This window comes from Pseudomonas cerasi (assembly GCF_900074915.1).
In the GTDB taxonomy this organism is placed as follows: Bacteria; Pseudomonadota; Gammaproteobacteria; order Pseudomonadales; family Pseudomonadaceae; genus Aquipseudomonas; species Aquipseudomonas cerasi.
Genome location: NZ_LT222319.1, coordinates 4,026,150 through 4,047,186, shown reverse-complemented (window position 1 = coordinate 4,047,186; position 21,037 = coordinate 4,026,150). Strand labels below are relative to the sequence as shown.

At 61.8% G+C, this 21,037-nt stretch carries 13 protein-coding genes, 1 pseudogene and 1 riboswitch; of the genes and pseudogenes, 3 read left to right on the top strand and 11 right to left on the bottom strand.

All coding sequences use genetic code 11. The features are described from left to right. Positions 1-30 precede the first annotated feature (30 nt). Both PCPL58_RS20370 and PCPL58_RS20365 read left to right on the top strand, forming a co-directional pair. Positions 31-1,203, top strand: a complete 1,173-nt coding sequence (locus tag PCPL58_RS20370; RefSeq protein WP_065350290.1) for a lactonase family protein — start codon at positions 31-33, stop codon at positions 1,201-1,203. Positions 1,204-1,378: 175 nt separating this feature from the next. Continuing rightward, entirely contained in the window at positions 1,379-1,561 is a 183-nt protein-coding gene (locus tag PCPL58_RS20365) for a hypothetical protein (protein WP_065350289.1), read from the top strand. Between the two features lie 227 nt (positions 1,562-1,788). Here PCPL58_RS20365 and PCPL58_RS20360 read toward each other — a convergent pair whose 3' ends face one another. The 10 genes and pseudogenes from PCPL58_RS20360 to PCPL58_RS20315 form a co-directional block, all read right to left on the bottom strand. After that, positions 1,789-5,433, bottom strand: a complete 3,645-nt coding sequence (locus tag PCPL58_RS20360) for an AAA family ATPase (RefSeq protein WP_065350288.1) — start codon at positions 5,431-5,433, stop codon at positions 1,789-1,791. Then, positions 5,430-6,674: an exonuclease SbcCD subunit D C-terminal domain-containing protein gene (locus tag PCPL58_RS20355; protein ID WP_065350287.1), complete on the bottom strand. Its 1,245-nt coding sequence runs from the start codon at positions 6,672-6,674 to the stop codon at positions 5,430-5,432. Before PCPL58_RS20355 ends, PCPL58_RS20360 begins: the two co-directional genes overlap by 4 nt. 42 nt (positions 6,675-6,716) lie before the next feature. Continuing rightward, the gene (locus PCPL58_RS20350; protein WP_024661609.1) at positions 6,717-8,375 is read right to left on the bottom strand and encodes a BatD family protein; all 1,659 of its coding nucleotides are present in this window, start codon (positions 8,373-8,375) and stop codon (positions 6,717-6,719) included. Next, positions 8,372-10,090 carry a VWA domain-containing protein gene (locus PCPL58_RS20345; protein ID WP_065350286.1) on the bottom strand — a complete coding sequence of 573 codons (1,719 nt, stop codon included), beginning with the start codon at positions 10,088-10,090 and terminating at the stop codon, positions 8,372-8,374. Before PCPL58_RS20345 ends, PCPL58_RS20350 begins: the two co-directional genes overlap by 4 nt. Further along, positions 10,087-11,145: a vWA domain-containing protein gene (locus PCPL58_RS20340; RefSeq protein WP_004414102.1), complete on the bottom strand. Its 1,059-nt coding sequence runs from the start codon at positions 11,143-11,145 to the stop codon at positions 10,087-10,089. Before PCPL58_RS20340 ends, PCPL58_RS20345 begins: the two co-directional genes overlap by 4 nt. Next, positions 11,138-11,632 (bottom strand): DUF4381 domain-containing protein, encoded by a 495-nt coding sequence (locus PCPL58_RS20335; protein ID WP_004414100.1) that lies wholly within the window; start codon positions 11,630-11,632, stop codon positions 11,138-11,140. Before PCPL58_RS20335 ends, PCPL58_RS20340 begins: the two co-directional genes overlap by 8 nt. After that, positions 11,629-12,573, bottom strand: a complete 945-nt coding sequence (locus PCPL58_RS20330) for a DUF58 domain-containing protein (RefSeq protein ID WP_003318876.1) — start codon at positions 12,571-12,573, stop codon at positions 11,629-11,631. Before PCPL58_RS20330 ends, PCPL58_RS20335 begins: the two co-directional genes overlap by 4 nt. 4 nt (positions 12,574-12,577) lie before the next feature. Next, positions 12,578-13,537, bottom strand: a complete 960-nt coding sequence (locus PCPL58_RS20325; RefSeq protein WP_003342804.1) for an AAA family ATPase — start codon at positions 13,535-13,537, stop codon at positions 12,578-12,580. Between the two features lie 244 nt (positions 13,538-13,781). Further along, positions 13,782-14,522: pseudogene (locus PCPL58_RS20320) on the bottom strand (amidohydrolase family protein); the annotation flags it as partial. Positions 14,523-14,570: 48 nt separating this feature from the next. Continuing rightward, positions 14,571-14,930: a hypothetical protein gene (locus tag PCPL58_RS20315; protein WP_065350285.1), complete on the bottom strand. Its 360-nt coding sequence runs from the start codon at positions 14,928-14,930 to the stop codon at positions 14,571-14,573. Positions 14,931-15,297: 367 nt separating this feature from the next. Here PCPL58_RS20315 and PCPL58_RS20310 point away from each other — a divergent pair, with 367 nt between their 5' ends. Beyond that, positions 15,298-20,154 carry an NAD-glutamate dehydrogenase gene (locus PCPL58_RS20310; RefSeq protein ID WP_065350284.1) on the top strand — a complete coding sequence of 1,619 codons (4,857 nt, stop codon included), beginning with the start codon at positions 15,298-15,300 and terminating at the stop codon, positions 20,152-20,154. A gap of 84 nt (positions 20,155-20,238) precedes the next feature. Here PCPL58_RS20310 and mntP read toward each other — a convergent pair whose 3' ends face one another. Beyond that, on the bottom strand, positions 20,239-20,808 hold the full coding sequence (gene mntP / locus PCPL58_RS20305; protein ID WP_004414091.1) for a manganese efflux pump MntP: 570 nt from the start codon (positions 20,806-20,808) through the stop codon (positions 20,239-20,241). Positions 20,809-20,814: 6 nt separating this feature from the next. Beyond that, positions 20,815-20,980, bottom strand: a riboswitch (yybP-ykoY riboswitch). Positions 20,981-21,037 lie beyond the last annotated feature (57 nt).

Genomic DNA, 21,037 nt, shown 5'->3' with positions numbered 1-21,037 from the left:
TCAATAACTTCGATAACAAGGGATGCCCCCATGCCCCATAAATTTCTGCCGTGGCTGGCGATTGCCAGTGCCATGAGCGCATTTACCCTGCAGGCCCAAGCCATGCCCGATACTGAATTGCTGATAGGTTCCTACACGCAAGGCAAGAGTGAAGGGATCTATCGTTTTGCCTTCGACAGCAAAACCGGGATGATCGGCGCCAAGCCGCTGCAAGTGGTCAAAGCCGAAAACCCGTCGTGGCTGACCGTCTCCAGAGACCAGCGCTACCTGTTCGCGGTCAATGAAAATGGCCCCGGACAAAAAGACGTGGTCGGTAAGGTCAGCAGCTTTGCGATCGACCCGAAAACCCTTCAGATCACGCCGATCAATCAGGTTCAAAGCCGTGGTGAAGAACCGACGCACTCCAGCCTGAGCTACGATGGCCGTTACCTGTTCGTGGCCAACTACGCCGTAAACCCCGACCCGGGCGGTGCGCTGACCGTGGTGCCGGTGGGCAAGGACGGCACGTTGAGCGAAGCCGTTCAGGTGCTGCCGCTGGGTCCTGGAAGCAAGGTCAACAGTGAGCGGCAGATGTCGTCGCATGTGCACCTGGCCGTGCCGACCCCGGATGACAAGTACGTGGTGACCGCCGACCTGGGCGCTGACAAGCTGTTTGTCTATCAGTACGACGCCAGCCAGGCCAAGCCATTGCAGCCAGCCAAGGTGCCGTTCGTGCAGTTGCCGGGCGGCTCCGGACCCCGTCATACCCTTTTCAGTGGGGATGGCAAGCATGCCTGGCTGGTGCTGGAAATGACCGCCCAGGTCGCAGTGTTCGACTACCATGACGGCGGCTTCAAGCAGACCCAACTGGTCGACATGAAGAACAAGGGCGTGGAAGAGAAAAACGGTGGTGGCGCCTTGCACACTTCACCGGATGGCAAGTTTTTGTACGTGACCAATCGGGGTGACGCGAATCAGGTCGTGGTGTTCCGCATCGATCAGGCCAGCGGCAAGCTTGAAGAAATTCAGCGTCGCTCCCTGGAAGGCAAGGAGCCACGCGAGTTCGCTTTCGATCCGACCGGCAAGTTCATGCTGTTCGCCAATCAGAAAAGCAACCAGATCGTGACCGTACGCCGTGATCCGCAGAGCGGGAAGATCGGTGAAACGGTGCAGAAATTCGATGCCGATGCACCTTCGTACCTGCGTTTTCTGAACGACAAGTAAGCTGCCCCGGCTCCAGCCCCCAAGATACAAGGGCTGGAGCCGTTATCATTCTTGATGATATGGGTTAGTGCTACAAAAGATTTCTGCTGAACCACCCTCGGGCGTAAGTTTGAGTCACGGCCATAACGGTCAGGACTTCAAACCAGCGTACAGACAGACAAGAGGGGTGACCGACATGAATTTCAATCTTTTCTCCATCATCGCTGCATCTGCTATCTCGGCAAGCGTCGCTCTTCCGGCCAGCGCCAGTGTCGAAGTGAACGACAAGAAAGCCCATGCGACTCAGACGTACACAACCAAATACCTGCAGCAGAGCGCTAATTTCTACGCAGCGCTGGACCACAAATCTGTCCAGTGATTGATCAGCCGTCACGCTTTCGCGAGCATGTTCGCCCACACAGGTCCCTGCGACTTACTGCCCAATGCGTGGCAGACCATGCACGGAATGTCAGGCGAGCCTGTTCGCGAAAGCGCTGGTGGCACAACATTCAAGAGCGGACGCAGAGCGTCCAGAACGGCATTCCCACGCGCAGCGTGAGGAACGATAGTCAACTGCCGTGCCTCACGTTCCGCGTCGCAGGTCCCTCAGTTGCCCACCTCGATTGTGCTCAATCCATTGCCCTGACGACGTACCTTGATCTGCACCGGGATTCGTTCGTGCATTTCCTGGACGTGGGAAATCACGCCGACCTTGCGGCCCTGCGCCTGCAAGCCGTCGAGGGCGTCCATCGCCAGTTGCAGCGATTCCGGATCGAGGCTGCCGAAACCTTCATCGATGAACAGTGACTCGATGCGCAAGGTGCTGGATGCCATCGAGGCGAGGCCCAGCGCCAGTGCCAGCGAGACGAGGAAGGTTTCCCCGCCGGACAGCGAATGAACCGAGCGTAGTTCGTCGCCCATTTCCGTGTCCATGACCAGCAGACCGAGCATGCTGCCGCCGCGTTTCAGGCGGTAACGGCGCACCAGTTGCCTGAGTTGCGCATTGGCATGGTGGACCAGCAGATCAAGGTTGTAGGCCTGGGCGATTTTGCGAAACCTGTCGCCTTCTGCCGAGCCGATCAACGACGCCAGACGTGCCCAGCCCAGGTATTCGCTGTTGGCGTCGGCGATGCGCGTCTGCAGTTCGCTGCTGGCGTTGCGGCGGCGCTGATCTTCACTGAGCTCGGCACGCAGGTTGGCGCAGTGCTGCTCACTGAGCGCCGACTGTTCATGGGCCTGTTGCAGCGCTGCTTCCAGTTGCGCACTGTCGGTCATATCACTGTGTTGCGCCTGATGCTGTTGCAGGCGCTGATCGCGTTCCTGCAGCAATACTTTTGCCTGCTCCAGCGCCTTGTCGGTGCTACTCAATTGCACACGCAGTTGCTCGATATGTGCGTCGTCGTAGGTCAGCAGGGTGTCCAGCGCGCTATCGTCCAGTTGCGGATGCTGAGCACGCCATTCGCTGATCTGCACATCAAGTTCAGCCAGTTCCTGTTGCAGTGCCTGCTGCTGTTGCTGTTCGGACTTGAGCTCGGCAGCCAGTTGAATCAGTTGATTGTGGATGTCCTGCAGCGCCTGCGCCGCCAGACTTTCTGCCTGTCTGGCCTGTTCGATGGTCTGCTCCAGCGCCTGTTGCCATTGCTCTGCGCTGGCGTGGTCGCCCAGCAGACCGGCAAGTGTCTGCTGACTGTTATGCCGTTGCTCGCCGAGCCGGGTGACTTCCTGCGCCAGTTCGGTCTGGCGGTGCACGAGAGTCTGCTGCTCGACCTGCTGCTTCTCGATCTTCTGCTGACGCTCGGTTTGCTCCTGTTGCTCTTCGTGCTGCTGCTCCAACTGATCGAGACGCTGGGTCACCTGCTGTTCGAGCTGCAGCACGGTCGCCGATGCATCGCTGCGCAGACCTTCAAGCACCTGGGGCGATACCAGCGGCGTGAATGCCGTCAGTTCTTCTTCCAGCCGCTGCCCGTCGACCTCCAGTTGCTTGAGCTGCTCGGCAACATGGCCCGCAGCGGTCTGGCTGGCTTCGCTCGCCGCCTGCAGCTGCTGCTGCAGGCGCGCAGCGTCTTTTTGCAGGGTCAGCAAGGCTTGCTGACGTTGCTCGTCACGGCTGATGACTTCGCTCAGTTGACTCAATTGCTGGCTCAACCAGCCGTCGCGCTTGTCGGCGTCCCGGTCGAGCAATTGGGCGGCGAGGGGATGTGACTCCAGGTCCGGTGCCAGGGTCTGATGGCGCGCGTTTAGCTGTTCGTGCTGACGCAGCAGCTCTTTCTGTCGGGCGATCACGCCACCGACCTGCTCACGCAATTGATTGCGTTGCTCGGTCAGCAGGTCCACGGCTTTCTGCGCGCTGGCCTGCTCGTTGTCGTCGTGTTGCGTGAGGCTTTCGAGCAGCGCCTCCGGCTGATGCCAAGGGTGTTCGATGCTGCCGCAGACCGGGCAGGGCTGGTCGTCCTGCAACTGCACGCGCAACTCCTCGACACTGGCGCTGCGGGCGAGGCGCTGGCGCTCCAGCAGTTGCCGGGTAACGGTCAGGGTCTGCTCGGCGACGGTCAGCTCATCACGAACGCGAAGGCCTTCACTGTTGAGCTGTTCGCGTTGCTGCTGGGCGCTCTGCTGTTGCTGGGTCAGCTCGGCAAGCTGCCGGTCGACGTCCTGCTGACTGGCCCACAGACGGGCCAGCTCCTCGAAGGCACGCTGCTGTTTGCGGTTGTCCTGCAACAGGCTGCCGAGGATCTGCACCTGTTCGGTCACTGCCTCCACTTCGCAATCGGCTTCGCGGTACAGCAACTCCAGCGCGCTGCGTTGCTCGGTCAGCTGCTGATCGGCAGTGTTGGCACGTTGCTGCAGGGCAGGCAGCTCGCTGTGTCCGTGCTTGAGGCGATTGGCGATCAGCGTGAGGGATTTCAGGCGGTCACGCCACGCGTTCCAGGCCTGAGCCAGTGGCGCCAGTTCGCTGCTGTGCTGCAGTTGCCCGGCAATGCGCTCCAGACGTTGAGCCACCTGCTGTTGCTGATAGAGCAGGGTTTGCAGGCTGGTCTGGCCCTGGATGCAGAGCTGCTCGCTCTGCTGGTGCAGGTCGGACGCCTTGGCCATTTCCTGGGCCAGGTGATTCAGGGTGTTCTGTGCTTCGAAAGCCTGCAGCAACAGCGGCTTGGCGCTGCTGTGGGCTTGCTGGGCTTCCAGCAAACTGGCCTGCGCCTGAGTACGGTGGCTTTCCAGCTGTTGCTGCTGGTCGTGCAGCGAGGTCTGCTGTTGCTGATGCTGGCGAATCTGTTCAGCCAGCGGATCAAGCTGAGCATTCAGCGTGACCCGACGCGCGAAGCGATGACGCTGCGGGCCCAGGTGTTCCAGCTGGCCGAGGGTCTGGCGTGCTCCGCTGTGGTCGTCCCAGACCTGTTGCGCACTGTTCAGGGCTTCCTGGGCAGCGAGCTGTTCATCACGCAGACGGTGCAGCTCGGTCAGCCACTGCTGTTTGATTTCCAGTTGCCGTTGCTGTGTCTGATGGGCCTTGAGCTGCTGCTGCGCGTCGCTCAGGCGTTGTTCCAGTTCAGCCAGCCGTTCCGGGGCCAGCGGGATGATGTTGCTGGCCTGCGCAGTCAGGGTTTTCAGGGCGTCTTCGGCTTCCTTGCTTTTGCTGTACGCGCGCCGACCTAGCTGGCTGTAGATCGCAGTGTTGGTGAGCTTTTCCAGCAACTCGCTGCGTTCCTTGTCATCCGCCTTGAGGAACGCGCTGAACTCGCTCTGGGCAAGCATCACGGCGCGGGTGAACTGCTCGAAGTTCAGGCCCAGGCGATTTTCGATCAATTGCTCGAATTCGCGTTTGCTCTGGTTGCTGAGGATTTGCTCGCTGTCCAGATCGGTGAGGGTCTGGCGGCTGGCCTGCAGTTTTTTGGTCGCATTGTCGCGCGCGCGATTGGTTTCCCAGCGCGCGCGATAACGCCGCTGATCGATGCCGATGAAGTCCACCTCGGCGTAACCGCTGCCCGTGCCGCGGCGCAGCAGGGTACGTGGGTCGCTGGTGGTGATGTCGCCATCGATGTCCGGGACCTTGGACTGGCCGATATTGCTCAGCCGCGGAATCGCCCCGAAAAGCGCCAAACACAAGGCATCGAGCAGGGTGCTTTTGCCCGCGCCGGTAGGACCGGTGATGGCAAACAGTCCGGCGCTGGCCAGCGGCTCGGCAGTGAAGTCGATTTCAAAGGGGCCGGCCAGCGAGGCCAGGTTTTTCAGGCGAATGGCGAGGATTTTCATGGCAGCTCGCTCTCCTGCTGGACTTCGCGCAGCAGCGTGGCGAAATCGGTCAGCGTCTGTTCGTCGACCTCGCTGCCGAAGTTGTCCTGCCAGGCACGGCTGAACAGTTCCTGAGGCGTGAGCTGGTCCAGTTCGATCAGCGTGGCGTCACCCTCGCTGCCGTCCGCGCTGCCTTTGCCGGCATATTCGGCACCGATGCGTACCAGCCGCACGGCCTTGCCCTGTAGGGCGTTTTCGATCTGGTTGCGCAGGTCCGGCTGGGGTTCATCCAGGCGCACGCGTACTTCCAGCCACGGCTGGCGGTCCGGATCGGCGAGCAGGTCGATGTCCGGCAGCGCCTTGAGCTGTACCAGCAGGTCGGCCAGTGGCGCAGGCCCGAGGCGTTGCAGGTTGACGGCGCGAGGGATGAACAACGGCTCGACACTGGTCAGCGTCTCGCCGTCGCAATTGATCTCCAGAATCTGGTGCTGATAGCTGATTTCCGAAAAGGACAGCGGAATCGGCGAGCCGCTGTAACGAATGCGCTCCTCGCCGTTGACCCGCTGCGGTTTGTGCAGATGGCCCAGCGCAACATAGGTGATGCTCGGCCCGAACAGGCTGGCCGGCAGGGCTTCGGCGTTGCCGATGATCAGGCTGCGTTCGGAGTCTTCCGAGACCGAGCCGCCTGCCATGTGGGCGTGGCTGATGGCTATCAATGCCTGACCGGGCTGGCGCTTGAGGTCAGCCGCCGCGATCAGCAGCTCATGCACCCGGCCGATGCCACGCAGGTAGTCATCGCCCAGGGTCGGACCGGTGACTTCGGCGGGACGCAGGAACGGCAGCGCCAGGCACCAGGCCTTGATGTCGCCATTGGCGTCCGGCAACGGCAACAGCAGGCGTTCGGCATCCAGCACGCCATCGTCCAGCCACATTACCCTGCCCAGCGCGTGGGTACGCAAGCGGCGCATCAGCGGGGCGGGAAGTTCGATACGCGAGCCGGAGTCGTGGTTACCGGCGATCATCACGATGGTCAGCAGCGGCTGCTGCTCGTGGGCGTTGACGATGAAGTCGTACAGGCGTTCCTGCGCTTTGACCGGCGGGTTGACGGTGTCGAAGATGTCGCCCGCGATCAACAGTACATCCGGTTTACGGTCGGCCAGACGGGCCAGTAGCCAGTTCAGGAAGCAGGCGTGTTCGAAATCCCGCTCCTGGCCGTGCAGGTTCTGACCCAAGTGCCAGTCAGAGGTGTGAAACAGACGCATTGGTTTACCTTGTCGTATAGGGGTGTTGCCTGAGCTGCATCCTTATTTGGGATACAGCGGCGGCAACCCGGCATCACCTGCCGGGTCCTGAATATGTTCGGCGGCGGGCAGCTTGCGCACCGCTCGCCAGAGGTCCCCGCCCAGCCACAATTTGCCGGTTTCGCTGTACAGCGCACCGTTGAGACCGTCCAGGGCATCGGACAACGGCACGAAACGCGCGGCCATTTCGGCCAGGGTTTCCGGTTGCTGGCGTGCCCAGGCGTCGAGCGCCTGACGGGTGCCCTGCGGATCATTGGCCAGGCAGGCGCGTTTGAGGTCATCGAGTACGGTACGCGGGCTGGGCCCGGTCTGCACGGCCCGGGCGATTGCCGGCTGTCCACGGGCGCGCCACCACAGGCCGAAACCGAGCAGTGTGGTGCAAAGCAGCAGCAATGTGCTCATCTGCCACGGCCAGACTGGCGGACCGATCACGGTCACGCCGCTCATGTCGTTGTTCACCGGCGTGTCCACCGCCAGACCGGGGTTGCTGCTGATCTGCAGGGTGCGCGCGGGCAGGCTGGTGTGCTCCAGATGATCTTCGCGGGTATTCCACCAGGTCACTTCAACCGCAGGCAGGTCGATTGCCCCGGCGCGGGCTGGCACCAGGGCCTCGCGTTCTTCGCGCGTGCCGATCAGGCCGCGTTCGCTGGGCAGGTTGCGCAGTTGTGGCTGATCCGGGTAACGCCGCAGGCCAGGTACTTCTGTGGGTGGCAGAGGTGGCAGCTGCGCGCCGGCCAGCCCTTCGGCCTTGAGCGTCAGGGTGCGGGTCAGCGAATCGCCGACCTGCGTAGTGCCGGGCTCCGGGCTCCAGCTTTCTTCCAGGTTGATACTGCGTGCCGGCAACCAGGCGACATCGGCCGGGTAGTCGGCAGGCTTGGGCTTGACGGTCAACGGCACTTCGGCGGACTTGACCCGCACCGATCGGCCCGGCTGAGGGCCGAACGGATTGCTGTCCTGGGCTTGCGAACCCTCGGCAGGCGTCTGCACCAGCGTGGCGCTGAACACTTGCGCCGGTATCTTCAGCACGCCGCTCTGCTGCGGGTAGATCGCGTAGCGTGTCTCGATGACCCCGTGGCGCACACCGTTGATCAGCTTTTCGTAAGTGCGCGAGTCACCGAGTTTTTCGACCCGTGCGTCCGGCACTTGCAAGGGGCTCAGGCTGCTGTCGTCGAACAGCGACACCGAGTGGTAGACGCGCAGGGTCAGCACGGCCTGGGCCTGAACATACACGCTGTCCTGATCCAGGCTCGCTTCAATAAAGATCGATGCCAGATGGTTGCCTTGCTCCTGGGGCTCGCTCTGCAGGACCTGCAAGGTCAGCGGCTGGCTTTTCAGCTCGCCCAGTTGCAGCGACGGAATCAACACGCTTCCTGTCTCGCGAGGCAGCAGGGTGACGATCCAGCGCGTCGTTGCCTGGCTGCTGCCATCCAGGGTTTTCAAGCTGTTGAGCTGGCGCGTGTCGCGCACCTCGAAACTGCTTTCCAAGGCGCTCATGTCCGGCTTGCCGAACTGCGTCACATCGTCGGTTTCCAGCGTCAACTCGACGGTTTCCCCGGCGTTGAGGCGCGTGCGGTCAACGCTGGCGGTCAGTTGCGCAGCCTGCAGCGACAAGGTGATCAGGCTCAGCAGCAGGCCGATCAATAAGGTGTAAACGCGACTCATCGGGTCTTTTCCTGATGTTGCTGTTCGTAGCGAAATTTGCGCCGCAACAGTTCGCCCGGATCATCCGGAATCTGCCTCAGCCACTGCTCCAACTCCTGACGCCGCTCGCCGGTCATGGGGCTGTCGGCGGACTGAAGCGGCGGGCGGGTGGTCTGTTCGTCGTCTGCCGACTCGCCCGAGGTGGCCTGGCCGCTGCTGTCCGGCGGCAGGCTTTCGCTGGTGCCGGGTTGATCCGATCGGGACGGGTTCTGCTCGGCGGGTGATGCGCTGCTATTGGGATCTTGCGACGCCTGCTGACCTTCTTCGCCCTGATCGGCCTTGTTCTGTTCGTCCTGGGCAGGCTTCTGCTCTTCGGTCTGATCCAGCAGACTTTGCACCAGTGCCCGATTGGTTTGTGCCGCAGGGAAGTCGGGCTGCCGGTCCAGGGCCTGCTCGTAGGCATCCAGTGCCGCTGCCAGCTCGCCGTTACGGGCCAGCGCATTGCCACGATTGTAGTGGTCGGCGGCGCTGTTGCCTTCGGCAAACTGCCGGGCGGCGCTGGCGTAGTCTTGCGCCTGGTACAACGCCACGCCTTTCCAGCGCGAGTCTTCGAAGCGTTGCGCAGCTTCGGCTGGCCGGTGCTGTTCCAGCAACCGCTGGCCCTGTTGATCGGGACGCAGCCACAGGTCCTGAAACTCGAACGCCTGGCTGTTCTGCGGAAACATGAATATCAGCGGCAGGCAGAACAGCCAGCCGCGCCGACCGGCCAGTGCCGCGATAAGCAGCAGGGGGAGCAGCAACCAGTGGCCCTGGTCAGCCCAGGTGTCGAGTTGCACGACCTGGCCGTCGCGGCTCATGTGTCGAGGGCTGGCCAACAGACCAAGGCTGCGCAAGTCCTCTTCATCGCCGCGTGCCTGGCGATAGCTGCCACCGACCTGATCTGCGAATTCGTTGAGGCTGGTGCTGTCCAGGCGCGGGACCAGAATCGCACCCTGATCGTCCTTGAGCAGGCTGCCGTTTTCCTGTGTGACCGGCGCGCCTTCGGGCGTGCCGACCCCGAGGATGAGCAGTGGCGGCGATTGCCCGCGCAACGCGGCACGGATGCCCTGACGTTCCTGTTCGCTCAGCGACGAGGTGATCAACAGAATCCGTCCCTGACCCAATGCGCCCTGTTTGAGCAGGTGCAGCGCTTTCTGCACGGCCAGATCGGCGCGCTGGCCGGTCACCGGCATGATCGACGGTCTGATGGCTTCCAGCAGGTTGTGGCTGGTGACCAGGTCATCGGACAGCGGCACCAGGGTATGTGCGCTGCCTGCGTAGACAACGACGGCGGTCTGCGCATCGCTGCGCTTTTGCAACAGGTCCAGCAGCTTGCGTCTTGCCTGTTCCAGACGGGTAGGGTGCGTGTCGGTGGCGAGCATCTGTGGGGTGAGTTCGAGAATCACCACCATTGGATCGACCGGCTTCTGGCTGATCTGTTCGACGCGCTGCCAACTGGGGCCCAGCAAGGCGAAAAGGGCCAGCAACCAGGCGAGCCCCAGCGCGACCCATGGCAGTTTGCTGTTGCTGCCGCGCCCACCGTTGAGCAACACCTCGTGAAAGTGAGTGGGCAGCAGCATTTGCCAGCGTCCGGCGCGTTTCTGCCGGTGCCAGAGTCGCCAGATCAGCAGCGCCAGCAGTGGCGTGATCAGCAGCCATTCCGGGCGAAACCAGTGCGGCCAGAGCCCGCTGATCATCGCGACCTCCACAGGCTTTTGCAGCGCTCACGCCAGTTGATGGAACGCACCGCCGTCAGCAGGCGTTGCAGGGCGTTGTTCGGCCACAACTCACGCAGCACCAGCAGCACACTCAGCAGCAGGGCTGTCGCCAGTGGCCATTGATAAAGCGCTTGCGCCGGACGCGCCTGGGTGGGCTGCTGTGCCACCGGCTCCAGGGCATCGAGGGTGGCGCGGATTTTTTCCAGTTGGTCGCCATCGCGCGCGCGGAAATACTGGCCACCGCTTAGGCTGGCGATTTCCTTGAGTGTCGGTTCGTCCAGATCAAGACTGGGGTTGAGGCCAAGTACGCTCTGCAGCGCGTCCTTGTCAGGGTCCGAGCCGATGCCGATCGGGTAGATTTTCACCCCTTCTTCGGCAGCCAGGCGTGCGGCGGTGATCGGATCGATCTGACCGGCGTTGTTGGCGCCGTCGGTGACCAGCACCAGCGCACGACTGGTGGCCGGACGCATACGCAGACGTTTCAGGGCCAGGCCGATGGCATCGCCCAGTGCGGTGTTCTTGCCTGCAATGCCTATCCTCGCCTCGTCGAGCCAGACCCGCACAGTGCGGCGGTCATAGGTCAGTGGCGCCTGAACAAACGCCTGGGTGCCGAACAGGATCAGGCCGACCCTGTCGCCCTTGCGGCCTTCGAGAAAGTCACCGAGCAGTTGTTGCACCAGCACCAGCCGGCTGACTTCATCGCTTTTCCATTGCATGTCCGGGTAGTCCATCGAGCCGGACACGTCGACCGCCACCAGCAGATCGCGGCCGCTGGCAGCCACCGGCAGTGGCTCGCCCAGCCACTGCGGTCGCGCCGTGGCGATCAGCAGCAACAGCCAGATCAGCAAGAACGGCGCACGCTGTCTCCACACCGGCAGATTGGCTTTGGCGCGGCGACCGCTCAGGCCTTCGAGTTCACTGAGAAAGCTGACCTTGAGCGCGGGCTCGCCGCTGTCGGCCATGGGCAGCAGGGCGCGCATCAGCCACGGCAGTGGCAGCAGGGCGAAGACCCACGGCCAGGCGAACTCAAACATGTTTGCGGATCCAGGTATCGACCGCCTGAGTCAGGCCGGTGATGGCCTTGTCGTCCAGTTTGCACTCGGGCTTGTAAGCGCCTTCAACCAGAATCATCCAGCGCGTCAGGCCGGCCGCCGGGCAGCGATTGTCGAGGAACGCCAGCCATTTGCGGCCGTTAAGGGTATGGCTCTGGCTGTGTGGGTAGTGGTTACGGCACAGGCGCTTGAGCAGGCCGTTGATCTGCTGCAGCCAGGCACCGGCCGGCGCGCCGTCGTAGGGTTTCGGCAGGCTGGCCAGTTCCGCCAGCGCGGCGAGGCGAACCGGGTCCAGCGGCTGTTCGCTGCGCACGTTGCGGGCCTTGGCCGGCAGCAGTTTGCGCAAGCGCCACAGACCCCAGCCCGCCACGGGTATCAGCAACAGCAGCAGCCACCAGCCCGGCGCAAGCGGCCAGAAGCCGACGGCTTCGGGCGCAATCAGCGGCTCCAGCTGATCGAGGGGATTCATTTGCGCTTCACCGGACGTCGCGCGTTGAGGTATTCGCGCAGTTGTTCGACGAGCTCCGCCTGGGTACTCAATGGCATGAGCAATACCCGCAGCTTCTGCGCCAGCAACTCCCAGCGCGCCGTGCGCTCCTCGCCCTGTTGTCGGTAGGCGCGGCGCAGTTCGGGGTTGAGGGTGTCGATTTCGAGTTGCGCGCCGCGTTCGGCAAAGCGCAGCAAACCGGCAGCGGGCAGGGCGCGGTCCAGTGGGTCGGAAAGCGGCAGCAACAGCAGGTCGCTGTGCCGTGACAGCAGGCTCAGTTGTTGTTCGGCGGCATCGGACAGGGCGCGCTCGTCGCACAGGACGATGACCAGACTGCCGGGGCGCAGCACTTCCCGTGCGCGACGCAGCGCAGTGCCGAACGCATCGCGGTCTGGCGGAATCTCGGTATGCAGCGACTGATTGACCCGCACCAGCCGGTTGAGCAACTGCAGCAGGCTTTGTTTGCTGCGTCGCGGCTTGATCTCGTAGTGTTCGTTATCGCCGAACACCAACCCGCCGACTCGGTCGTTGTGTTCCAGCGCCGCCCAGCCGATCAGCGCGGCCGCCTGAGCCGCGAGTACCGACTTGAACATCAGGCCGGAGCCGAAGAACAGCCGTCGGCTCTGTTCCACCAGAATGAAAATGGGCCGCTCGCGTTCCTCATGGAACAGCTTGGTGTGCGGCTCCTGCGTGCGTGCCGTGACGCGCCAGTCGATGCTGCGCACATCGTCACCGGCCTGATAGACCCGCACCTGATCGAAATCCACACCACGCCCGCGCAACTTGGAATGGTGCAGGCCGATCAGCGGGCTGCGTTGGCTCGGGGTGGAAAACAGCTGCACTTCCCGCACCCGATGACGCATCTCGATCAGCTCGCTGAGGCTGACTCGGATGCCCGGCTGGGGGATCAGGTAGGGTTGCATGGGGTCAGGCGACGGCCACGACGTCGAGGATGCGCTGAATCACGCGATCCTGATCGATACCGGCCGCTTCGGCCTCGAACGACAGGATGACCCGGTGGCGCAAGACATCGAACAGCACCGCCTGAATGTCTTCGGGGCTGACGAAGTCGCGTCCGGCCAGCCAGGCATGTGCACGGGCACAGCGGTCCAGCGAGATGGAACCCCGCGGGCTGGCACCGTAGGCAATCCATTCGGCCAGTTCAGGGTCGAACTTGGCCGGGGTACGGGTGGCCATGACCAGTTGCACCAGGTATTCCTCGACCGCATCTGCCATGTACAGGCCAAGGATTTCCTTGCGTGCGGCAAAGATCGCCTGCTGGCTGACGCGACGCTCCGGCTTGGTTTCGCCGTTCAGGGCTTCGCCACGCGCCTGTTGAAGGATCTTGCGTTCGACGGCGGCATCCGGGAAGCCGATCTTGACGTGCATCAGAAAACGGTCGAGCTGGGCTTCGGGCAGCGGGTAGGTGCCTTCCTGCTCGATGGGGTTCTGGGTCGCCATGACCAGAAACAGCGGCGACAGGTCGTAGGTGCTGCGCCCGACACTGACCTGCCGTTCGGCCATGGCTTCGAGCAACGCCGACTGGACCTTGGCCGGCGCACGGTTGATTTCGTCGGCCAGCACCAGGTTGTGGAAGATCGGCCCTTGCTGGAACACGAAGCTGCCGGTTTCCGGGCGATAGATCTCCGTACCGGTGATGTCGGCAGGCAGCAGGTCGGGGGTGAATTGAATGCGGTGAAACTGGGCTTCGATGCCTTCTGCCAGCTCCTTGATGGCCTTGGTCTTGGCCAGGCCGGGAGCGCCTTCGACCAGCATGTGGCCGTCGGCAAGCAGAGCGATGAGCAGGCGTTCGATCAGCTTTTCCTGGCCAAGGATCTGCGTTGAAAGAAAAGTTCGCAGCGCAATCAGCGCTTCACGATGTTCCATCGGTGACGGTTCCTGGCAGGGCGAACAGCGGTGTCTGGTGACTGCTGAGCTGGGGGCGATACTTTAATCCATCCAGGCAGGTATCGACTAACGACTACCGCGTTTTTTATTGCATTTAGAGAAGTGCCTGTCATTTATGCAGGTATTGTCCTACATGATCCATAGGTATCCATGTAGGAAGGCTGGCTATGGCTCTCGGAACCACGGCGTCAGAGTCGATAGAAGCTCGCCGCGTTTTCCCACAGCGCCTGACGGGCGCCGCGTTTTCCCACAGCGCCTGACGGGCGCCGCTTTCGCCCAGTGCGTCGATCAACAGTTCGATATCGTCAGGCCTGAAGGGGCGGGGTGCGCGGGTCGACGGCAGGTCGGTGCCGAACATCAGGGCATTCGGGTTGGCGGCGTGGATATCCCTGAGCGCCTCGCGCACCGGAAAGTCAACACGCCCGAAACCACAGGCCTTGACCCGAACACCGTGCTCGGCAAGGCGCAGGAGCACGGGCAGCCCTTCGGCACTCAACCCCAGGTGATCGATGCTGATGGCAGGTAGTTTGCGCAGGCGTGTTTCGATGGGCGCCAGTTCTCGCGAGTCGATGTACAGCTCGGAGTGCCAGCCTGCGTGTTCATGGACACGCAAGGCCAGTGCCTCCAGCTGGTCGAGCTGCTCCGAGCCGCCGCGCTTGAGGTTGAAGCGCAAGGCGCGCACGCCTGCCGCGTTCAGGTTGTCCAGCTCTGCATCGGTGACGCTGGCGGGCAATTGCGTGACACCGACGAAACCCGGTCCCAGCAGGCGCAGGGCCTGAAGAAGATATCCCTGATCAAAGCCCTGAAAGGAACCGGACACCACCGCGCCGCCCTGAACGCCCAGCGGCTGGACCGTTGCAAGGTAGTCAGCGACACCGAACGGCTCCGGCAGATAGCCGTTATTGGCGATCAGCGGGAAATGCGGGTCGATGATGTGGCAGTGGGCGTCGAAAATGCGGTTCATGACACACTCCTGTTCGGCGAAGTACTCACTCTAGCGCTTTTTTGATCATCAGCTGATTGTGCTGGTGTACTCACCGACGTTTTCGAGAATGACCTGTAACGTTTGGTGAACGTCCTGCAACTCGCCTGCATCGGTGGCGTGGAGAATTTCGTACTGATGGTGGCCATCGAGCTGCTTGGCGTCCTGTGTGTCGATTTCCACCAGCAGGCGCTCGGCACTGAAGGTGACTTTCAGGCTGGACACACTCATTGACTTGTCGTCGCTGACGGTGATTTCCACTTCGTTCTCGTCCGGGAAGCGGGTCAGGGAAAACAGCATGCCGTTTTCTGCGTGGCAGCAGAGCAGTGCCATATCGTCATATTCGTCGTCGCACGGGTTGGCGATGAGGCTGGCGGTCTTGATTTGCATGGGTGGCTCCGGGTCTGTCCAGGTAAGGCGTGAGTGAATTTTGCCAGTCCCGGGCAAATAATGTCGGGCGATATTGGCACCATCGTGCGCAGTGTATCGCGACCTGATGACCGAATATGTCGCAGCCTCGTAAGCAGTGTGCGCTCAGCTCTCGTTAAGCTGCGTGACGGACAAGTGGTGTACGGTGTCGGGTGCGCGTAGCGTTTTTTCACTCCAATGTACAAATGTGACTACCCTGACACGGCGCGCGTTACTACTTTAGCTTTACACTCGATCAGGTGATGCCCACGCGATTGGATGCAAGGGCACCCCGGTTTCAACACCTTCTTCAAGCCTCCCCAATAAAAGCCAAAGCGGAGTACCACAGATGGCGTTCTTCACCGCAGCCAGCAAGGCCGACTTCCAGCATCAACTGCAAGCGGCACTGGCTCAGCACATCAGCGAACAGGCACTGCCACAAGTGGCGCTGTTCGCCGAGCAATTCTTCGGCATTATTTCCCTCGACGAACTCACCCAGCGGCGGCTTTCCGACCTGGCAGGCTGCACCTTGTCCGCATGGCGCCTGCTGGAGCGTTTCGAACATGCTCACCCGCAGGTCCGGGTCTACAACCCCGATTACGAGCGCCACGGCTGGCAATCGACTCACACTGCCGTTGAAGTGCTGCATCATGACCTGCCGTTTCTGGTCGACTCCGTCCGCACCGAGCTGAACCGCCGCGGCTACAGCATCCACACCCTGCAGACCACCGTGCTGAGCGTGCGTCGTGGCGCTGCTGGCGAATTGCTCGAGCTGCTGCCCAAAGGCACCGCCGGCGACGACGTGCTGCAGGAATCGCTGATGTACCTGGAGATCGACCGCTGCGCCAACGTCAGCGAGTTGAACGTGCTGGCGCGCGAGCTGGAGCAGGTGCTGGGCGAAGTACGCGCTGCCGTCGAAGATTTCGGGCCAATGAAAGCGCGTCTGCACGAGCTGCTGGCCAGTATCGATGCCAACGAGTCCAACACCGACGTCGAGGAAAAAGCCGAGATCAAGGTCTTCCTGCAATGGCTGGTGGACAACCACTTCACCTTCCTGGGCTACGAAGAGTTCGAAGTGCGTAACGACGCCGAAGGCGGCCAGTTGGTCTACGACGAGTCGTCCTTCCTGGGGCTGACCCGACTGCTGCGCCCTGGTCTGACCCGCGAAGAGCTGCACATCGAAGACTACGCGGTGAAATACCTGCAGGAACCGGTGCTGCTGTCGTTTGCCAAGGCGGCGCATCCAAGCCGCGTGCACCGTCCGGCGTACCCGGATTACGTTTCGATCCGGCAGATCGACGCGTCGGGCAAGGTCATCAAGGAATGTCGTTTCATGGGCCTGTACACCTCGTCGGTGTATGGCGAGAGCGTGCGACAGATTCCGTACATCCGTCGCAAGGTCGCCGAGGTCGAGCGTCGCTCCGGTTTCGACGCCAAGGCGCACCTGGGCAAGGAACTGGCGCAGGTGGTCGAAGTGCTGCCACGTGACGACCTGTTCCAGACGCCGGTGGACGAATTGTTCACCACGGTCATGTCGATCGTGCAGATTCAGGAGCGCAACAAGATTCGCGTGTTCCTGCGCAAGGACCCGTACGGGCGTTTCTGCTACTGCCTGGCCTATGTGCCACGCGACGTGTACTCCACCGAAGTGCGCCAGAAGATCCAGCAGGTCTTGATGGATCGCCTCAAGGCCAGCGATTGCGAGTTCTGGACGTTCTTCTCTGAATCGGTGCTGGCGCGGGTGCAGTTGATTCTGCGCGTAGACCCGAAGATCAATCTGGAGATCGACGTCGCCCAGCTGGAAAACGAAGTCATTCAGGCGTGCCGTTCGTGGAAGGACGACTACGCCAGTCTGGTGGTTGAAAGCTTCGGTGAAGCGCACGGCACCAATGTGCTGGCCGACTTCCCGAAAGGCTTCCCGGCTGGCTACCGCGAGCGTTTTGCGGCGCATTCGGCAGTCGTCGACATGCAGCACGTACTGAGCCTCAGCGAAGCCAATCCGCTGGTGATGAGCTTCTACCAGCCACTGGCCGGTGGCCGCCAGCAATTGCATTGCAAGCTGTATCACGCCGATACACCGCTGGCCCTGTCCGACGTGTTGCCGATTCTGGAAAACCTCGGCCTGCGGGTGCTGGGCGAGTTCCCGTACCGCCTGCATCATGCCAACGGTCGCGAGTTCTGGATTCATGATTTCGCCTTTACTTACGGCGAAGGTCTGAACCTCGATATCCAGCAGCTCAACGACACCCTGCAGGATGCGTTCGTGCACATCGTGCGCGGCGATGCCGAAAACGATGCGTTCAACCGTCTGGTACTCACCGCCGGCCTGCCGTGGCGCGACGTGGCACTGCTGCGTGCCTATGCGCGCTATCTGAAGCAGATTCGTCTGGGCTTTGACCTGGGTTACATCGCCACCACGCTGAACAACCACACCGACATCGCCCGCGAGCTGACGCGTCTGTTCAAGACCCGGTTCTATCTGGCGCGCAAGCTGGGTTCCGACGATCTTGACGACAAGCAGCTGCGTCTCGAACAGGCGATTCTGACTGCGCTGGACGACGTGCAGGTGCTCAACGAAGACCGCATCCTGCGTCGTTATCTGGACCTGATCAAGGCAACCCTGCGGACCAACTTCTATCAGGCCGATGCCAACGGGCAGAGCAAGGGCTATTTCAGCTTCAAGTTCAACCCGCGCCTGATTCCCGAGTTGCCCAAGCCGGTGCCCAAGTTTGAAATCTTCGTTTATTCGCCGCGTGTCGAAGGCGTGCATCTGCGCTTCGGCAACGTGGCGCGTGGCGGCCTGCGCTGGTCGGACCGCGAGGAAGACTTCCGTACCGAAGTGCTGGGCCTGGTAAAAGCCCAGCAGGTGAAGAACTCGGTCATTGTGCCGGTAGGTGCCAAGGGCGGCTTTGTGCCGCGTCGCCTGCCGACCACCGGCAACCGCGACGAAGTGCAGGCCGAGGCAATCGCCTGCTACCGCATCTTCATCTCCGGGCTGCTGGACATTACCGACAACCTCAAGGAAGGCGCGCTGGTGCCGCCGGTCAACGTCGTACGTCATGACGACGATGACTCGTATCTGGTGGTGGCCGCCGACAAGGGCACGGCGACGTTCTCCGACATCGCCAACGGCATTGCCATCGATTACGGCTTCTGGCTGGGTGACGCCTTCGCTTCCGGTGGTTCTGCCGGTTATGACCACAAGAAGATGGGCATCACCGCCAAGGGTGCCTGGGTGGGCGTGCAGCGTCACTTCCGTGAACGCGACATCAATGTGCAGCAGGACAGCATCAGCGTGATCGGTATCGGCGACATGGCCGGTGACGTGTTCGGCAACGGCCTGCTGATGTCTGACAAGCTGCAACTGGTCGCAGCGTTCAACCACCTGCACATCTTCATCGATCCGAATCCGGACCCGGCCAGCAGCTTTGCAGAGCGTCAGCGCCTGTTCAATCTGCCGCGCTCGTCCTGGACCGACTACGACACCAGCATCATGTCCGCTGGCGGCGGGATCTTCCCGCGCAGCCTGAAGAGTATCGCCATCACCGAACAGATGAAGGCGCGCTTCGATATCAAGGCCGACAAGCTGACCCCGACCGAACTGCTGCATGCGCTGCTCAAGGCGCCGGTCGATCTGTTGTGGAACGGCGGTATCGGCACGTACGTGAAGTCCAGCGAAGAATCGCATGCCGATGTGGGCGACAAGGCCAACGACGCGCTGCGCGTCGACGGCAACGAGCTGCGCTGCAAGGTGGTGGGCGAGGGCGGTAACCTGGGCATGACCCAGCTGGGCCGTGTCGAGTTCGGCCTCAATGGCGGCGCGACCAACACCGACTTCATCGACAACGCGGGCGGTGTGGACTGCTCCGACCACGAAGTGAACATCAAGATCCTGCTCAACGAAGTGGTGCAGGCCGGTGACATGACCGAGAAGCAGCGCAATCAGTTGCTCGAAAGCATGACCGATGAAGTAGGCCACCTGGTGCTGGGCAACAACTACAAGCAGACCCAGGCGTTGTCGCTGGCAGCCCGTCGCGCTTACGAGCGGATTGCCGAATACAAGCGTCTGATGAGTGACCTGGAGGCGCGTGGCAAGCTTGATCGTGCCATCGAATTCCTGCCTGCCGAAGAGCAGATTGCCGAGCGGATTGCAGCCAAGCAGGGCTTGAGTCGTGCCGAGCTGTCGGTGTTGATCTCGTACAGCAAGATCGACCTCAAGGAAGCGTTGCTGGAATCCCGTGTGCCGGATGACGACTATCTGGCGCGTGATATGGAAACCGCGTTCCCGCCTTCGCTGGGCGCCAGGTTTTCCACAGCCATGCGCGGCCATCGTCTGAAGCGCGAGATCGTCAGCACGCAGATCGCCAACGATCTGGTCAACCACATGGGCATCACCTTCGTGCAGCGGCTCAAAGAGTCGACCGGCATGAGCGCTGCTGCGGTGGCCGGTGCCTACGTGATCGTGCGTGACATCTTCCACCTGCCGCACTGGTTCCGTCAGATCGAGGCGCTGGACTACAAGGTTTCGGCGGAAATCCAGCTGGCGCTGATGGATGAGCTGATGCGTCTGGGGCGTCGTGCCACGCGCTGGTTCCTGCGCAGTCGTCGCAATGAACTGGACGCTGGCCGTGACGTGGCGCACTTCGGTCCGCACCTCGCTGCACTGGGCCTCAAGCTTGACGAGCTGCTGGAAGGGCCTACCCGCGAGATGTGGCAGACCCGTTATCAGGCGTATGTCGAAGCCGGTGTGCCGGAACTGCTGGCGCGCATGGTCGCTGGTACGACACATCTGTACACGCTGTTGCCGATCATCGAAGCCTCCGACGTGACCGGGCAGAACGCCGCCGATGTCGCCAAGGCGTACTTTGCCGTTGGCAGCGCGCTGGACATAACCTGGTACTTGCAACAGATCAGCAGTCTGCCGGTGGAAAACAACTGGCAGGCGCTGGCGCGTGAAGCGTTCCGTGACGATGTCGACTGGCAACAGCGGGCAATCACCGTGTCTGTTCTGCAGATGGCTGACGGTCCTTCGGAAATCGACGCGCGTCTGGCCCTGTGGCTGGAACAGCATGCTCTGATGGTCGAGCGCTGGCGTGCCATGCTGGTCGAACTGCGTGCGGCAAGCGGCACGGATTACGCGATGTACGCGGTTGCCAACCGCGAGCTGCTGGACCTGGCCATGAGCGGGCAGGGCCTCATCGTGTAATCGGGCTGTAAAAGCTGTACCCATAAAAAACCCGCATCGAAAGATGCGGGTTTTTTTTTCTGCTCGACGCGTTCTGTAAGTCGATTACAACGCCGACAGATGCTCGTAAAGAATCGTTGCACCGACCACGATCAGTACGATACCGCCAACGATTTCAGCGCGTTTGCCGACCATGGTGCCCAGTACCCGGCCCAGCATCACGCCGATGGTGACCATGACGGTAGTCGCCAGGCCGATGGCCAGGGCGGCAACCACGATATTGACGTCGACAAATGCCAGGCCTACGCCGACTGCCAGTGCATCGATACTGGTGGCGAATGCGGTGACGGCAAGAATCCAGAAAGAATGCTGCCCCGGCTTTTCCTGCTCTTCGTCATCGTCTTGCTTGATACCGTTGTAGATCATGTGCAGGCCGAGCACCAGCAGCAGAGTGAAAGCGATCCAATGGTCCCAGCTCTCGGCGAAGCGCGCAGCCACCTGGCCGATACCCCAGCCTATGACTGGCGTGATGGTTTCGATGGCGCCGAATATGAGGCCCGTGCGCAATGCTTCGAGAAAGCGCGGTTTATGCAGGCTTGCTCCTTTACCAAGGGCCGCAGCAAAGGCGTCCGTGGACATGGCAAGCGCGAGAAAGAGGAGGGAAATCGGATTCACGGTTATATCCAGTCGGGCTATGAGTCAACGACGCAACCACACGCCCGACTTTAGGCATGGATGCATCGTTGGTCTCGCCAACCAGAAGGTGTTCGCACCACGGCATGCTGCCGAGAATGTTGATGCGAACGCTCTGTGACCGGAGTCAAGAGCAGGCTACTCCCCAACAAGGGCCGCCACTATAGCCATGTGAATGTGAAAAATATATGTACGTGTTCGATTGAGGGCA

Excerpts from the sequence above, each read along its gene's own strand:
- PCPL58_RS20370 (WP_065350290.1), top strand. The coding sequence starts at position 31 with ATGCCCCATAAATTTCTGCCGTGGCTGGCGATTGCCAGTGCCATGAGC.
- PCPL58_RS20365 (WP_065350289.1), top strand. The coding sequence starts at position 1,379 with ATGAATTTCAATCTTTTCTCCATCATCGCTGCATCTGCTATCTCGGCA.
- PCPL58_RS20360 (WP_065350288.1), bottom strand. The coding sequence starts at position 5,433 with ATGAAAATCCTCGCCATTCGCCTGAAAAACCTGGCCTCGCTGGCCGGC.
- PCPL58_RS20355 (WP_065350287.1), bottom strand. The coding sequence starts at position 6,674 with ATGCGTCTGTTTCACACCTCTGACTGGCACTTGGGTCAGAACCTGCAC.
- PCPL58_RS20350 (WP_024661609.1), bottom strand. The coding sequence starts at position 8,375 with ATGAGTCGCGTTTACACCTTATTGATCGGCCTGCTGCTGAGCCTGATC.
- PCPL58_RS20345 (WP_065350286.1), bottom strand. The coding sequence starts at position 10,090 with ATGATCAGCGGGCTCTGGCCGCACTGGTTTCGCCCGGAATGGCTGCTG.
- PCPL58_RS20340 (WP_004414102.1), bottom strand. The coding sequence starts at position 11,145 with ATGTTTGAGTTCGCCTGGCCGTGGGTCTTCGCCCTGCTGCCACTGCCG.
- PCPL58_RS20335 (WP_004414100.1), bottom strand. The coding sequence starts at position 11,632 with ATGAATCCCCTCGATCAGCTGGAGCCGCTGATTGCGCCCGAAGCCGTC.
- PCPL58_RS20330 (WP_003318876.1), bottom strand. The coding sequence starts at position 12,573 with ATGCAACCCTACCTGATCCCCCAGCCGGGCATCCGAGTCAGCCTCAGC.
- PCPL58_RS20325 (WP_003342804.1), bottom strand. The coding sequence starts at position 13,537 with ATGGAACATCGTGAAGCGCTGATTGCGCTGCGAACTTTTCTTTCAACG.
- PCPL58_RS20315 (WP_065350285.1), bottom strand. The coding sequence starts at position 14,930 with ATGCAAATCAAGACCGCCAGCCTCATCGCCAACCCGTGCGACGACGAA.
- PCPL58_RS20310 (WP_065350284.1), top strand. The coding sequence starts at position 15,298 with ATGGCGTTCTTCACCGCAGCCAGCAAGGCCGACTTCCAGCATCAACTG.